The organism is Kamptonema formosum PCC 6407, from assembly GCF_000332155.1.
GTDB lineage: Bacteria > Cyanobacteriota > Cyanobacteriia > Cyanobacteriales > Microcoleaceae > Kamptonema > Kamptonema formosum.
The window spans coordinates 1,581,832-1,596,479 of sequence record NZ_KB235903.1; the positions used below are offsets into that span (position 1 = coordinate 1,581,832).

The window sequence follows — 14,648 nt, forward strand, 5'->3', positions numbered from 1 at the left end:
GGGGAAGAGGGGGAAGAGGGGGAAGAGGGGGGAGATGGGGGAGATGGGGAAGAATGGGAAGAGGGGAAAGAATGGGCAGAATGGGCAGAATGGGAAGAAGGGAATAGAATCAATGGTTTGGTGGAATTCAGAATGCCCTAACCGAAAATAGAAGCTTTTTGGCTGTGGTTACATCTCCTTGCCCCGTTGGGCGGTAAAATAAAATGCCGATTGTTCTTTTTAAGCCGTCAGCACCCCCACTGAAGTGAGGAGGCTTGATGCCTCTAAATTCGGTTAACTGACCACCTGAAGTCTTAATTGACTAAGTTTTTAAGGTCAAGATACCTAAATAAGCGTCGCTTAAGACTTGAACCGGGGAGTCTAATGTAGGGCTAAACTAGGTTTGCCTACATTTTTAGAAGCGGTTTTCACACTTACCAGATTTTTTTATGATTTCGAGTAATGACTTTCGACCAGGTGTTTCAATTGAGTGGAATAACGGGGTGTGGAAAGTGGTTGAATTCCTCCACGTTAAGCCCGGAAAAGGCTCAGCTTTTGTGCGGACGAAATTAAAAAACGTACAAACCGGAAACGTAGTAGAACAAACTTTCCGAGCTGGGGAGACTTTACCTCAAGCCAACCTGGAAAAGAGTTCTATGCAACATACCTATAAAGATGGCGATCAGTTTGTCTTTATGGATATGGAAACTTATGAAGAAACGACTCTGAGTGCTGCCCAGATTGGCGATCGCGTCAAGTACCTGACGGAAGGGATGGAGGTTAATATTCTCCGCTGGGGCGAACAAATTCTAGAGGTGGAACTGCCTAATGCGGTGGTCTTGGAAGTAATACAAGCAGATCCCGGTGTTAAAGGAGATACTGCTACTGGTGGCAGTAAACCTGCGATCGTCTCAACTGGGGCTCAGGTGATGGTGCCGCTATTTATTTCCGCAGGGGAACGGATTCGGATCGATACCCGCACCGATAGCTACCTTGGTCGCGAATAAAGGCTATGTCTAGATAGTTTTGAGTTTTGAGTTTTGAGTTTTGAATTAAAAGATTTACTTAAAACTCAGCACTCAAAATTCATCACTACAGAAAATGCCATTTTCAATTACCCAATTAACCCATTACCGATTAACTTGCTGTGCAACTAGACTTAAACCAGCTTTGCGAACTGCTGACGGTTTTAGACTCTACTGGCATTTCGGAGCTGAACTTAAAAAGTGCAGATTTTGAATTGACGGTGCGAAAAGGCTCTGCTCTCAGGGAACCAGGGGCTCCTTCCCTGGGTGATGCTGCCAATTCTGATGCGATCGCCAATCGCTCCGATATTGTGACTGATGGGGCTATTTCTGAGGCAGTTGCCCTGACGGGGGCATTGGTTGCTTCTGCACCCCTAAGTTCGGGGGTGAATGCTGATGCTAAAGGTATTCCTCAGACAGGTGCTAGTGCTGCTCGACCGATAGCGGTTCCCCCCCCAGCAGAACCTAAATGGGTGGAGGTGATCTCCCCAATGGTGGGAACTTTTTACCGGGCTCCTGGGCCTGATGAGCCGCCTTTCGTGCAGGTAGGCGATCGCGTCAGAGTTGGTCAAACAGTCTGTATCATTGAGGCAATGAAACTGATGAACGAAATTGAGACAGAAGTGTCCGGTTGCGTGGTGGAAATTTTGATTCAGAACGGCGAACCTCTGGAATACGGTCAGCCACTGATGCGGATTAATCCTGAGTAAGGATTACTGTATTGTTATAAACACTAAATGTTAGTATTTGGGGATCAGTTCTTTCAGGTGAGTTTGATGACATCATCCCAGCCTGTACCACAAGAAGTTGTGCAGCAAGTTGCTGAGTATTTCAGCATTCTCAGTGAACCGATGCGTTTGCGGATTTTAAACCTGCTTCGTGACGGTGAAAAGTGCGTTCAAGAGTTGGTGGAAGCAACCGAAACCAGTCAAGCCAATGTTTCTAAACATCTGAAACTTATGCTTCAGGCTGGTATTCTCACTCGTCGGAGTGAGGGAACTTCAGCCTACTATCGGGTGGCAGATGAATTGATTTTTGAGCTGTGCAATTTGGTATGCGATCGCCTCGCGGCGCGTATCGAACAGCAAGCCCGTCATTTTCGGGAATTTAGTTTAGCCAGCAAGCAGTAGGGGGAATTGGTAGATGCCTTGAGGCAATGGGCAATCTGCCATAGTTTTTCAGTATTTGCCAATTGCCAATTACCCATTACCGCAGGCTAACAATTACTGGAGAGCAAAGTCTTTCTCAAAGGTGGAGCGAGTGCTCGGCCAAGCCACCTCTAAGCCTTCACCACCTAAAATTTTTAACGGTTTTCCATCCACAGAAATCCAGACTTTGGCATTAGGTTGCAAACTGGTAGCCGTGAATATTACTTGTCCCAAACGGCCAATCATGGAAGTGCTACCACCGCCAGAGGTAAATTCCTCTGACAAATTTACGTAAACGCCATCGTCCACTACTTTTATACTCTCAAGTTTTGTGCCTTTGGGAATTTCGCTCTGGGCATTCGCATCTGTAGGGCCTGCTAACAAGTGCTCGAAAGCACCTTTGATAGCTGTATCGGGCTTCTGGATACCCTGAGTGGCTAATTTATCAGGAACAATCTGAAAATTGCCGCCTGTATCTTTGAGCCAGTAGACTTGAACTGTTTTATTCGTGGTTGAGCCTGAAGGTAGGGGTTGGGGAGACTGCGGCTTGAGAGCCGACTCCGAACCCTGAGATGGCTGAATCTGGGCAGGAGAGGGAACTGGTACGGGGATAATTACACTTGGTGTATTGCTGGGACTAGGGGATGCTGCGGGGACGGTAGGGGGAGCAGAAGATTGGCTGCTACGGAGATTGGGATTTTGCGTTGTCCACCAGGCTATACCCCCACCAGCGGCTAAAACGAATCCACAAACACCTGCAATGACGGCTATAGGGACTTGGCGAATTTTTTGTCGATCTTTCATATTAAAATTTCTCCTTGAGGATCGGTCACTTTAAGGGGTGAAGAGCTACTTCAGATAGCTACATTTAGCTACATTTGTCTCTAGTTAGATTCTGGAAACGCCTGCGGCGGCTGATGCAAGCTTTACCAGCCTTAAGTATAGCTAGGGGCTAGGGGCTAGGGGAAGATGGGGAAGATGGGGAAGATGGGGAAGAGGGGACATAGAATCATCGTTTGGGCCATAAGTCGAGTATCCTAACCATCTTGGCGGTTGCTATATATCGATATCTATCTTTATCAAAAAGCTTCAGTTTGTTTAATTTGTTTATTGGAGCCACCAACCTTGTTGGTTACTTTTTGGGCAAAAAAGGGCAAATTTACGACTTAAATATTTTAGCATCTGTTGACGTACTGCTTTTTTTAACACCTTCTAGGGTAGCTATTTTTTTGACTCGATCGTTACGTCGTTGTCAGCGCTACTACACAAACGAAGTCCGCCTTAGTTTACTTGCAGAACGAAGTGAAAGGCGGACTAAAGAATATAAAGATTTATTTAAGCCGGAGTTTATATCACTCAGGTCGCCCCAATTGCCGTTGCATCAACTCTTTAAGCTGAATAAGCTGTTCTTGCGTCAATATTTGGCGCTCCGCTAACATCAGTTCAAAGTGATTGTTATCGATTTGCTGGCGTAGGGTTTGGATGTACTGCTGTTGTTGTCGCAATTGCTCTAAAGGGGCACTGCTTTCTAAGAGCGATCGCATTTTCCCATCCGCCTCAAAAAGTTGGTCTTGTACCTTCTGGATAACTTTGATACCTTGTTCGCGAACCGCGTGGATGCGCGATCGCTGTTCGTCGCTGAGATTGATATTTTTTGCCCAAGGGGGTTCCGGCTGACTCGCTGATTCCATTCCCATCATCGGAGGATGTGGGGGGGGTGGCGGACAGGGTGGGAATTGAGCGATCGCACTTTCAGCACTTACATTCCTCAATTGCGATTGATTAACCCCAATTCCACTCGCAATCTGTAGAATCAGAGATGTTGTACCCAATACAAATAAATAACGTTTAATCATTAGATCGTCCCTGAAAATGATTTGAACTTGAATTGTCTATTTTCTAATTAAACAATTTGAATATGACAGCTTTACCTACAATTAAATGACAAATTTGTAATGTTCGTTAATCCCAGACCGTAGTATAATCAGAAAAGAGGCAAAAATATGAATATTCTGTATGTTGAAGATGAAGCCAAAATTGCTAGCTTTGTCTGTGCTGGATTGAAAGAACAAGGTTTTGTGGTTGATTATTGCGATAACGGCGATGAAGGTTATCTACGAGCAATGGATAACGAGTATGATGTGCTAGTTCTTGACATTATGCTCCCAGGTAAAGATGGATTGGCAATTCTTAAAAGTTTGCGCCGATCTGGTCGGAATGTGCCCGTGATTTTATTGACAGCTCGTAATGAACTTGATGACCGCCTAGAAGGACTAAATCTTGGGGCTGATGATTATTTAGCCAAACCATTTTTTGTGGAAGAACTAATCGCACGTATTCATGCAGTTATCCGCCGCGTCTCTGGCGAACGGCAGAATATTTTGAGCCTGGGGCCGCTAAAATTAGATCGCATTACTCGCCAAGTTACTTGCAATCAGCAGTCGGTAGAACTCACTACCCGCGAGTTCAATTTACTGGAGTATCTGATGCGTTCTCCGGGACGAGTTTTAACCCGAACGCAAATTTTAGAGCACGTTTGGGGCTATGATTTTAATCCAACTACAAACTTAGTTGATGTTTGTATTCAACGTATTCGTAAGAAGCTGGAACGGATGGGGGGAGCGAGTTGTATTGAAAGCGTGCGAGGAGTTGGTTATTGTTTTCGTAAACCGGAAGTTTAATCGTGAAATGGCATTCTTTTCGTCTCCGAATTACCCTTTTATCTGTAATTCTTGCAGGTAGCGCTTTAGTAGGTTTTGGCTTGGTCTCTTGGTTTCAAATTTATCAGACAAAATTAGCTCGTCTTGACGATCAAATCAAAAGTCATTTATTGCGGGAATCTTCTGCACCGCGTCCCCTAGATCATTGGGAGTCTTATGAGTTCGCGTTACCATCTTTCTTCAGTGTTGATTCCCAGGCAAAGATTGCACTATTGGTGCTTGATGTTGATGGAAATGTCTTGTTTCAATCTACCAGTTGGCCCTCTGATTTAGATCGAGCGGGATTATTTCCTCCCCAAGATCCTTTCAGACCACCACCGCGCTTTCCTCCTCCCAAAGAAGGCTCTCAGTACCCCTACCCACCACCGAGAGAGGAAGAGGAATTCCCCCCAGGGCCACCACCGCCACCACCAGAAGAAGGGCTTTTTCCCCCTTCAGAATCCCGTAGAGAACGACCACAATTTAGAGATGAAAATAGACATGAAAATAGACCTGAAAAGCACCTAAACAAGTTATCTCCACTGGTGAAACGTCATACTAAGACGGGAATTTGGCGGGTTGGGGGAGTGACATCTCCTTTTATTCAGATTGCGATCGCAGTCAGTTTCACTGAATTAGAGCACGAAATGAGTGCGATTAGTAATATCTTTCTGATTTCAGTACCATCAGTTTTGATTGTAGTCGCGATCGCGGCGTGGTTTCTATCTGAAAGGGCCTTAAAACCAATCCGTAAAGTTACGGCGACTTTGCAAAGAGTGACAGCAAAAGGATTAGATCAGCGCATTCCCATTAGTGCAGTAGATGTGGAATTTTTGGAACAAATAGAGGTATTTAATCAAATGATGGAACGCCTAGAACGTAGCTTTCAACAAGCATCCCGTTTTAGCGCGGATGCGGCCCATGAACTGAAAACCCCTTTAGCAATTTTGCAAGGTGAATTAGAGAGGACATTGCAACAGGCTGATTCTGGTTCCGAACTCCAGCAAAATCTGAGTAATCTGCTGGATGAAGTAAGGCGTTTGGGTTCAATTGTCCGTAAATTATTGCTACTATCTTTAGCGGATGCGGGACAAATGCGCTTATACAAAGTTGAGATCGATTTGTCCGAACTTTTGGCGACTTTAGCAGAAGATATTGAACTATTAGCACCTCATTTAACTGTACATTTACAGATTCAGCCGGGATTACGAGTTAAAGGCGATCGGGATTTATTGATCCAAGTATTGCAAAATTTGATTACTAATGCTGTTAAGTATAATCTAGCGTCGGGTTGGGTGCGGGTTGAGGCGCAGTGTAAGGAGTTGATGGTTTCTGTAACTGTGAGTAACTCTTCTCACGATCTCCCTGTACGCGATCGGGAACGAATTTTTAACCGATTTCACCGGGGAGATTCGGCCCATAATCGCCATATTGAAGGTCTAGGTTTAGGATTGAGTTTATCCCGTGAAATTGCCCGCGCTCATGGTGGAGAGTTAAAATTAGATTCGACACCTCTTGGTCAAACTGCTTTTACTTTGAGATTAACAGGATTTACGGGGCGGTTAAAAAAAAGTAAGGTTTGAGATAACTTACTTCGTAGCCTAAATCCCTTAACGACTTATAATGTAAGCAGGACTTACGCACTGCGACTCAAGAAACCGGGTTTTTTAGCAAATCTCCGCTGCTCTAACGAAGTATTTTTGTAAAAAAACCCGGTTTCTAGGTCAATGAGCGCAAGTCATAGTAAAGTAACTGCAATAAATTATAATTTTATCAACATGACACTAACAACCCGTACAAAAGTGCCTCACGGTAGTCCTCTATTTCCCAATCGCCCTCGTCTTTCCTCTGAAGAGATAGCTAAACGCCAAACCGAGCAAGAAATATTTGCTCAACGTTGTCGGGAGATTTTTCACCGAGTTTATCCCGAATTAGTTCAAAAATACCCTGATTGGTTTATTTATATTGAGCCAAATAGTGGAGAATATTTTATTGATTCAGAGCGAAATTTAGCCCGCGAAAAAGCTAAGAAAAAGTACCCAACAGCCGTGCTGATGGCAATGTGTTTGAATGAAACTGGAACCGTTGGGAAAATATGATTCAAGGTTATTTTGGCAGGAAAGGAGAGATGTTTTTTGAGATTGAGTTAATTGCTGCGGATGGTTCAGTAATTACTGTTGATGCTTTGCTAGACACTGGATTTACTGACTGGTTAGCGATGGATACCCAAGATGTAGAGAGTTTAGGATGGTCGTTTGTGGAACGAGAAGAAAGGCTGACTGCACAGGGTGTAGCAAGTTTTAATATTTATGAGGGAAGTGTATTATTTGATAGTCAAGAGTTGACTGTTCCGGTTGTGGTTGGTGACGGAGTACCTGAAGTTTTGATTGGTTTGCCTTGGTTAGAGACTCGACGATTATTGGTGGATAAAAAAATAGGTTTGTTGACGTTAGGAGAAGATTAAAAAAGGTGCGATCGTATCGCCTATTTTCAAAACCTATTTTTTTTAAGATAAGTTTTTAAATTCGGAGGAAATTAAGAATAACCTGCGGAATATTTTCTATTTCTTGTTGTAAATTTGTACTATGCCCCTTTATCTTAGGAAAAACCCAGAAACCTATCCCCTCTAACCAATATCAACTCTAGTTGATAGCTTTCTTTGTCATCCCATCAGGTTTAGAAGTTAGCACCAACCGCAACTTAGCATGAACTAAATTTAACTTAGCCAATCCTAAATCTACACTTCCTTCTACCACAACCCCCGTATTCAGCAGTCTATCCAGCAACTCTAAAACTGACGGATTACTAGAAGTTTCTCCCGGATAATAACCGCCAGATTTTGGTAGCAAAGTCCCAATTTCTGACAAATCTAAATTTAAGTCAGCAGGATCGATTTCAAATATCTCACACATTTGCAAAACTTGCGCTTCCAACTGCTTCAAACTCTCAGCCGCCCGATCTAATTCTGCATCACTTAAAATACCAGCTTCCATGCGGCGAATTATTTGCGCTTCCATCAATTGACGGATGAGCTCAACCACAGTTAGTAGTAGGGGCGCTAAACCAGAATCTTTACTAGATTTTTCAGAATTGGGAACAAGCATATAAGAAATGGGAGAATAGGTATAGCAACCGCTTTCAGCAGTTAGGGGCTAGGGGCTAGGGGCTAGGGAAGAAGAGGAAGAGGGGGAAGATGGGGAGGATGGGTAATTAGCAATTAGTAATTAGTAATTAGTAATTAGCCATTAGCCATTAGCCATTAGCAATTAATTTATTGATCGTTTACTCCTAACCCAGTATTAACCGATTCAGTGATTGGCGGCTGACTGCCCACTAGCGATTTCAGCGCTTGCATTTCTGCTTCTAACCTCTTCACTTGTTCTAATAACATTTGATTGGATTCAGTCAAAGTCCGTGCTTGATTGCTCAAATAAGGATCGGTTTCCCACCAATTAATTCCCATTTCCTTAGCTTTATCTACCGAAGCAACTAACAAGCGAATGCGGATACTCAACAACTCCGTTGAACCAACAGAAACCGAAATATCTCCAGCAATTACAATGCCTTTATCTAAAACTCTTTCTAGCACATCTGCCAAAGTAGAACCTCCCGTTGAAGTAGTCATACTTCGACTTGCAGCACTAGGAGGGCGTATTGGTTGTGTCATCACTATTAATTATCTCCCTGAGTTACGAATAGACGGTTTTGCTGCTGTTTCAAAACACCTTTTTTAATTAGCGATCGCAGCGCGTCAATAGTCTGTACCCGATTAATGCCTAAAGCCGCTTCAATCTCGCCAACCCTTGCGCCGCGAGAATTCTGCAAATAAGTGTAAACTTCCTCTTCGCAAAGCGCTTGAGCACGATTCATTAGTTCCTGCGTCAATTCCTGTGTTTGACTAACGGCGACTGCTGTGTCTATTGTATCTAAATTCTGGCTGGTGGTATTGACATCTTCCCCCTCATCCTCTGCCAATAAGCCGTTAGATTCCCATTCTTCTAGAACAGGCCAATCTACCGAAAGTTCTCTATACAATTCCCCCAGAATAGTTGTAGCCAAATTTAATGGTTTACCACAGCGAGATAAAAGCACATCTTCACAAATCTCTCGAAAATCTACACTTTCTGCTGTGGCTGCAATCTCATGTTCCTGACAGATTTTAGCAATGATTAAAGCAGGGCGCATACCCGAAGCTTTGTCCGTACCGATCCGATGGCGAAACTCTCTCGCTAACTGTACAATTCTCCGAGCATACTCTTCATTTATCCCCAGTTTCCCCACGATAATTTCCTGCTGAGTTTCCTCATCTGGATCTGGCATATTCATTGTTACCAACCGATCCATCAAGGCATCTTGCGTGTCGTGAACTCCGCAGTATTCCTCGGAATTGGAAGTGAAAATTGCCCGGAACTCGGGGTGTACCTTAATATATTCAGACTTATTACCATTAGGTGGCAGCACTAACAGTTTTTCTTCTAAAGCTGAAAGCAATACATTGTTAACTTCTGGACGAGAACGGTTGAATTCGTCATAAACTAATGTAAACCCTTCACGACAAGCCAAAGTTAATCTTGAATCGACCCAGTTTTGCCGCAATTCATCTTCTAATTTAATGACGCTATGAATGTAATTATCGACTACTTTTTTGCGTGTATAACCTGAGTGATTGCCAATTAAATCTGTACTTTTGAGTTGATCGTCGCCAAACATCAACACTGTTGGACGCGCTAACAAATCTGCTAAATGCAGCGCCAAAGTTGTTTTTCCTGTGCCCGCAGGGCCGCGCAAATGTACGCCAAAGCCTGATTTTAAATACCTTAGAGCCCTGAGTGCCATTTCTTCGGCGGCGCGGGTATTAACATATCCTTTAGGACGCGCTCTGAGCACTGTAGTCATAGCAATTTAAGTTTTGAATTTTGGGATGGCTGTTAACTGTTAACGGTTAACGGTTAACTTTAGCGTGTGATAGTCACGGGAACTTTAACTGCATCTAAACTCAAGTAAAGGCGATCGCGCTGGACAATGGCACCTTTTTGAAGTAGCGATCGCAGTGCATCCACAGTTTGAACCCGACTGAGAGCCGTTGCTGCCTCAATTTCCGTTAACCGTGCCCCCTTACCCTGGCGAATGTAGTTATAAACCAATTGCTCCTGTACTGCGGTCATATTGGGCTTTATAGCTTCCGCTGGCTTTGCTTTCACCTCTGCCTCTAGCTTGATTGGAGCTTCAGCAGCAACAGGTTGAAATCCAATTTTACTGCCTTGATAGCGTTGATGGGTCTTAGATACGATCTTACTGTGTTCGCCCCAAACTTCAAATTGTAAATTTTGGCGGTACAAATGCAGTTGAGCTTGAAAACGAGCGTGGCGATCGCGTAGCTGTTGAGCCTCTGCCAATCGCTGTGCCCTCGATTCCTGAAAAGATTGGTGTAGCTGTCGCCTCCTTGCTTCACCCATCAACTCCAATTCTTGCAAATAACTTTGAATATCCGATCGCAAAGCTTCCATCCAGACAGTTAATTGGCGATTTAATTGCGCTTGAGTTTGAATTCGCTGCAAGTAACTTGATGTTAAAAGTTCTTGGGTCTGATTTTTGAGCATTTCGATCCGATCTTGGCGTTGTTGGCGCAAAGTCGCCAAAGTTGCACTCAGAGTTGCGTGAAATTCGCGTAATTCTTTAAATGTCGCCGCTGCCAGTTTTTCTCTATCTGTAGTAGTCTCCGCTAAAAACTGAGCCGTTTGCAAGGAAAGCGATCGCGTAAATTCATCAAGTTTTTTAGCTAACAACTCAGCTTGAATGCGGCGATTAGAGCTTGTCGCCGTCAAAAATTGCTGCGTCTGCCGCTGCAAATTCGTATATGCCTGCTGTCTCCAGTTGCGATCGTGCAATCCTTGAGTCAGACGTTCTTCTTGTAGCGCAGCAATAGTCAATCGCACCTCTTGCTGGCGCGATCGCACCTCTTGCTGGCGCTCTTCCCTTTGCGATCGCCACTCATCTAAAAGAGCCATGATCAGAGTTACCTCCTGATTCAGTTATCACCAGGACTTACGCATAATTACGTAACGCCGGCATCTTGGCGGTGACTTGACCGCCTTTGCGGGCGGCGTTACTGATAGTTTTGCGTAAGTCCCGATCCCATTTCATTTGTGCCCAACTATCGGGGCTAATCTGTCTTAAATTTAGATCGAAATCTGGGTTTTTTCATTACCATCCCCGCATCCAAATCTTTAATCAGTATCGATCGGACGCGGGATTAATCAGGCGCAGCAGTCACAGGAAGGGAAATGAGCAACTTATCTTAAATTCTTGTAGCGTATTATTTACCTCTGCACTCTGTAGCTTGCACCCTTAATGTTCAGTTCCCATTCCCAATTCCCGTTTTAGCTAGACAGACGGAACCGCCGCTTGAGAAGTCAAACCAACAGCTTCAGCATACTTCAGGTAGGTTTCCACAGAAGCAATCACGATCCTAGCTTCGATGGCTATCAGTTCGATACCCACGAGAGAAATACGTACCCACGCATCAATCACAATACCCTTGTCCAAAATGCGGTCAACCACTTCAGCCAAGCTAGAGGATGAGTTTACTTTTTCAACAGCCATGATTCAATTCCCTCAATTTGAGCTTGAGGCTTGGTGTTTTGCACCTATTTCGCCTCTGAACCCATCATACTAGGGTTTCATCTTGGCGAAATCAGTAAATCTACCCTAATCTAGATTACATTTTGTCTAAGTTTTGGATCTCGGCTCCTAAAGTGCGATCGCACTGCTGACCAAGCTTAGGCTCTATAGTTTTTGATTTTCAATTTTTGATTTAAATTCTCTTGGCTAGCAGAACAACAGGCTTAAAATTGGCACATAAAATTTTATATTAATCAAACACTTCTTAATGAACCTTATAATCGGTAAAAAAGCTTAAGATTAAAAGATTCACAATTAAACATACCTAGAACCGCCAGAAGGCTATACCCTCCGCCATCTGGTTAGCGGTAAGATGAATAATGATGCCCCGGATACTTGTTATTGATGATGACCCTACGATCGCGGAACTTGTTGCCGTCAACCTAGAAATGGCAGGCTACGAAGTCACCCAAGCAGAAGACGGCATCAAAGGTCAGGCCCTAGCCATCCAAATGCTGCCTGACTTGATCATGCTAGATTTAATGCTGCCGAGGGTAGATGGATTTACAGTTTGCCAGCGTTTGCGCCGCGACGATCGCACCGCAGACATTCCCGTATTAATGCTGACCGCCTTGGGTCAAACCCAAGATAAAGTAGAAGGCTTTAACTCCGGTGCTGACGACTACCTGACCAAACCCTTTGAGCTAGAAGAGATGCTAGCGAGAGTGCGAGCCTTGCTGCGGCGAACCGACCGCATCCCTCAAGCCGCCAAACACGCTGAAATCCTGAGCTACGGCCCTCTTACCCTCGTCCCAGAGAGATTTGAGGCTATTTGGTATGCTCAAATAGTCAAACTCACTCACCTAGAATTCGAGTTACTGCACTGCTTACTCCAGCGTCACGGTCAAACCGTCTCTCCCAGCGAAATTCTCAAAGAAGTTTGGGGATACGATCCTGATGACGACATCGAGACGATCAGAGTACACATTAGACATCTGAGAACCAAGATGGAACCCGATCCCCGCCATCCCCGCTTCATTAAAACCGTTTATGGGGCTGGCTATTGCTTGGAGTTACCCAGCAATGGGAGCAAATCTGAGGAGGACAGAAATCATTAGATATAGCGGTTAACTGTTAACTGTTAATTGGTAATTGGTAATTGGTAATTGGTAATTGGTAACTTGTTTAGGACTTACGCACGTACTACGATTTTCTGTCATTGCGACCGTAGGGAAGCAATCTCAAACTTAGGTTTATGGTACAGTGCATAAGTCCTGACCTAGCTGTTTGCAGTTCGCTACAGGTAGAGATGATAAGCTTTTACACATTTAATTTGTGTATTAATTCATCAATGTATTTCTCCCCGAACCTTGCAGGGAAGGGGTTGGGGGGTAGGTCACAGACACAGATAATACAGTTTATATGCGTAACAGCTTAACAGATTTATTGGCTAATTAGTTTACAAGTGCGATCGCTATGACTACCAACTCGAACAAAACATCAGTTACTCATAGAGACAGTCTCTATAAAGAGGATTTTTATCTGTGGCTCAATACGACGGCTCAACTGTTGCGCTCCCGCCAACTTGATGACGTTGACTTTGACAATTTAATTGAGGAAATTGAGTCAATGAGTGGTAGTCAGCGACGGGAACTTAAAAACCGCTTAATTGTTTTGTTGATGCACTTACTCAAGTATCAATATCAACCCTCATTACGCTCAAATTCTTGGATAAGTACGATTCTCGAACAACGTCGTCAGCTTGAGTTTTTATTAAAAGATAGTCCCAGCCTCAAACCTTACTATCTTGAAGTATTTTCTGACTGCTACTCTAATGCTGTCGTTGATGCTTCTACGGAAACCAAGATACCTGTTAATACTTTTAGTGAACTTTGTCCCTTTTCTCCTGAAGATGCGATCGACTCTAGCTTCATCATTTCTCTAATTAATCACGAACGAGACTAGACATCTGCAAGAGCAGCCAACAATAATCCTTCAAATAATTTAATTCCCTCGGTATTGCCCAACATAGGATCGGAAGCCCTTTCTGGATGCGGCATCATTCCTAACACATTTCCTTGACGATTGCAAATACCTGCAATATTATTTAACGAACCGTTAGGATTGCCAACATTGCTGATTTGACCTGCACTTGTACAGTAGCGAAATAAGATTTGACCGTTATCTTCAAGTTCAGCTAAAGTATCAGCATCCGCATAGTAGCGTCCCTCACCGTGAGCAATGGGAAGGTTGATAATTTGACCGGATTTATAAGCCGAAGTCCAAAGAGTGTTAGTGCGTTCGACTTTGAGAGGGGTGCGATCGCAAATAAAACTTAAACCTGCATTTCTGGTTAAGGCCCCTGGGAGTAAACCCGCTTCGGTTAATACTTGAAAACCGTTGCAAATGCCCAAAACGGGTTTACCCAGTTTGGCGTGTTCAACAGTAGCTTTCATAACTGGAGAAAAACGTGCGATCGCGCCGCATCTCAAATAATCTCCATAACTGAAACCGCCGGGAATTACTACCACATCTAGGTCAGAAATATCCGTTTCTTCATGCCAAATCATGCGAGTAGGCTGATTTAGCAAGCCTTGAGTCACCCAAACCACATCGCGATCGCAATTTGAACCGGGAAAAACAATAACGCCAAATTTCATAATTGGTAATTGGTAATTGGTAATTGGTAATTGGTAATTGGTAATTGAGGAGAATGGGGGATTTACCTCCTCATCCTCCCCCTCTTTCCCTAGCCCCTAGTCCCTTCTTCTATAATTGGTAATGGTATTTTCCAATTAACCGTTAACTGTTAACCGTTAACCGTTAACAATTCCGTCAAATCAAAAGTATAATTCTCAATAACAGGATTAGCTAAGAGTTGGTCGCAAATACGGTCGAGTTCAAGGCGGGCTGCGGCTTCATCGACACAAGAAAGTGTCATTTCAATATACTTGCCGATCCGAATGCGCTCAACATTGTCATAGCCCATGTGTTCCAAACCAGACTGTACAGCAGTACCAGCAGGGTCTAAAACCGAGGGGCGGAGGGTGATATAAATTCGAGCCTGATATTTCTGAGTCACAGCAATGTCTGATGTCAAGTCTGACTGAAAGTTAACAATACTCATATTATCCGCCAGGTTAGCCATTCGCGATCCGCGATCGCCTAAAATCACG

The 14,648-nt window shown here is 43.9% G+C and carries 18 protein-coding genes; 9 read left to right on the top strand and 9 right to left on the bottom strand.

Annotated features, from left to right (window positions below; genetic code table 11):
- Window positions 1-428: 428 nt before the first annotated feature.
- The 3 genes from efp to OSCIL6407_RS0111855 all read left to right on the top strand — a co-directional run bounded on the left by efp (window position 429) and on the right by OSCIL6407_RS0111855 (window position 2,134).
- Window positions 429-986 (top strand): elongation factor P, encoded by a 558-nt coding sequence (gene efp, locus OSCIL6407_RS0111845; RefSeq protein ID WP_007357609.1) that lies wholly within the window; start codon window positions 429-431, stop codon window positions 984-986.
- A 140-nt stretch (window positions 987-1,126) separates the two neighbouring features.
- On the top strand, window positions 1,127-1,714 hold the full coding sequence (accB, locus tag OSCIL6407_RS0111850) for an acetyl-CoA carboxylase biotin carboxyl carrier protein (protein WP_007357608.1): 588 nt from the start codon (window positions 1,127-1,129) through the stop codon (window positions 1,712-1,714).
- A 27-nt stretch (window positions 1,715-1,741) separates the two neighbouring features.
- Window positions 1,742-2,134, top strand: a complete 393-nt coding sequence (locus tag OSCIL6407_RS0111855; protein WP_007357607.1) for an ArsR/SmtB family transcription factor — start codon at window positions 1,742-1,744, stop codon at window positions 2,132-2,134.
- A 93-nt stretch (window positions 2,135-2,227) separates the two neighbouring features.
- Here OSCIL6407_RS0111855 and OSCIL6407_RS0111860 read toward each other — a convergent pair whose 3' ends face one another.
- Complete coding sequence (locus tag OSCIL6407_RS0111860; RefSeq protein WP_007357606.1) at window positions 2,228-2,956, bottom strand: GerMN domain-containing protein; 729 nt, start codon at window positions 2,954-2,956, stop codon at window positions 2,228-2,230.
- 548 nt (window positions 2,957-3,504) lie between these two features.
- A complete protein-coding gene (locus OSCIL6407_RS0111865) occupies window positions 3,505-4,008 on the bottom strand; it encodes a Spy/CpxP family protein refolding chaperone (RefSeq protein ID WP_007357605.1) in 504 nt (167 codons plus the stop codon).
- 147 nt (window positions 4,009-4,155) lie between these two features.
- Here OSCIL6407_RS0111865 and OSCIL6407_RS0111870 point away from each other — a divergent pair, with 147 nt between their 5' ends.
- From OSCIL6407_RS0111870 to OSCIL6407_RS0111885, 4 genes are all read left to right on the top strand, one after another.
- Window positions 4,156-4,833 (top strand): response regulator transcription factor, encoded by a 678-nt coding sequence (locus OSCIL6407_RS0111870; RefSeq protein ID WP_007357604.1) that lies wholly within the window; start codon window positions 4,156-4,158, stop codon window positions 4,831-4,833.
- Window positions 4,834-4,835: 2 nt separating this feature from the next.
- Entirely contained in the window at window positions 4,836-6,434 is a 1,599-nt protein-coding gene (locus OSCIL6407_RS0111875) for a sensor histidine kinase (protein ID WP_007357603.1), read from the top strand.
- Between the two features lie 195 nt (window positions 6,435-6,629).
- Entirely contained in the window at window positions 6,630-6,950 is a 321-nt protein-coding gene (locus OSCIL6407_RS0111880) for a hypothetical protein (protein WP_007357602.1), read from the top strand.
- Window positions 6,947-7,315 carry a hypothetical protein gene (locus OSCIL6407_RS0111885; protein WP_007357601.1) on the top strand — a complete coding sequence of 123 codons (369 nt, stop codon included), beginning with the start codon at window positions 6,947-6,949 and terminating at the stop codon, window positions 7,313-7,315. Before OSCIL6407_RS0111880 ends, OSCIL6407_RS0111885 begins: the two co-directional genes overlap by 4 nt.
- A gap of 178 nt (window positions 7,316-7,493) precedes the next feature.
- Here OSCIL6407_RS0111885 and OSCIL6407_RS0111890 read toward each other — a convergent pair whose 3' ends face one another.
- The 5 genes from OSCIL6407_RS0111890 to gvpA all read right to left on the bottom strand — a co-directional run bounded on the left by OSCIL6407_RS0111890 (window position 7,494) and on the right by gvpA (window position 11,454).
- Entirely contained in the window at window positions 7,494-7,955 is a 462-nt protein-coding gene (locus OSCIL6407_RS0111890) for a gas vesicle protein K (RefSeq protein ID WP_007357600.1), read from the bottom strand.
- 167 nt (window positions 7,956-8,122) lie between these two features.
- The gene (locus OSCIL6407_RS0111895) at window positions 8,123-8,518 is read right to left on the bottom strand and encodes a gas vesicle protein (RefSeq protein ID WP_007357599.1); all 396 of its coding nucleotides are present in this window, start codon (window positions 8,516-8,518) and stop codon (window positions 8,123-8,125) included.
- Window positions 8,519-8,523: 5 nt separating this feature from the next.
- Window positions 8,524-9,747: a gas vesicle protein GvpN gene (gene gvpN / locus OSCIL6407_RS0111900; RefSeq protein ID WP_007357598.1), complete on the bottom strand. Its 1,224-nt coding sequence runs from the start codon at window positions 9,745-9,747 to the stop codon at window positions 8,524-8,526.
- 59 nt (window positions 9,748-9,806) lie between these two features.
- A complete protein-coding gene (locus tag OSCIL6407_RS0111905; RefSeq protein WP_007357597.1) occupies window positions 9,807-10,859 on the bottom strand; it encodes a coiled-coil domain-containing protein in 1,053 nt (350 codons plus the stop codon).
- Between the two features lie 376 nt (window positions 10,860-11,235).
- A complete protein-coding gene (gvpA, locus tag OSCIL6407_RS0111910; protein WP_007357596.1) occupies window positions 11,236-11,454 on the bottom strand; it encodes a gas vesicle structural protein GvpA in 219 nt (72 codons plus the stop codon).
- A 401-nt stretch (window positions 11,455-11,855) separates the two neighbouring features.
- Here gvpA and OSCIL6407_RS0111915 point away from each other — a divergent pair, with 401 nt between their 5' ends.
- Both OSCIL6407_RS0111915 and OSCIL6407_RS0111920 read left to right on the top strand, forming a co-directional pair.
- Window positions 11,856-12,590, top strand: a complete 735-nt coding sequence (locus OSCIL6407_RS0111915; RefSeq protein ID WP_026103716.1) for a response regulator transcription factor — start codon at window positions 11,856-11,858, stop codon at window positions 12,588-12,590.
- A 358-nt stretch (window positions 12,591-12,948) separates the two neighbouring features.
- Window positions 12,949-13,437: a DUF29 domain-containing protein gene (locus tag OSCIL6407_RS0111920; RefSeq protein WP_007357594.1), complete on the top strand. Its 489-nt coding sequence runs from the start codon at window positions 12,949-12,951 to the stop codon at window positions 13,435-13,437.
- Here the strand turns inward: OSCIL6407_RS0111920 and purQ are convergent.
- Entirely contained in the window at window positions 13,434-14,132 is a 699-nt protein-coding gene (purQ, locus tag OSCIL6407_RS0111925) for a phosphoribosylformylglycinamidine synthase subunit PurQ (RefSeq protein WP_007357593.1), read from the bottom strand. The genes OSCIL6407_RS0111920 and purQ overlap by 4 nt on opposite strands.
- A 149-nt stretch (window positions 14,133-14,281) precedes the next feature.
- A complete protein-coding gene (purS, locus tag OSCIL6407_RS30615) occupies window positions 14,282-14,599 on the bottom strand; it encodes a phosphoribosylformylglycinamidine synthase subunit PurS (protein ID WP_202796253.1) in 318 nt (105 codons plus the stop codon).
- Window positions 14,600-14,648 lie beyond the last annotated feature (49 nt).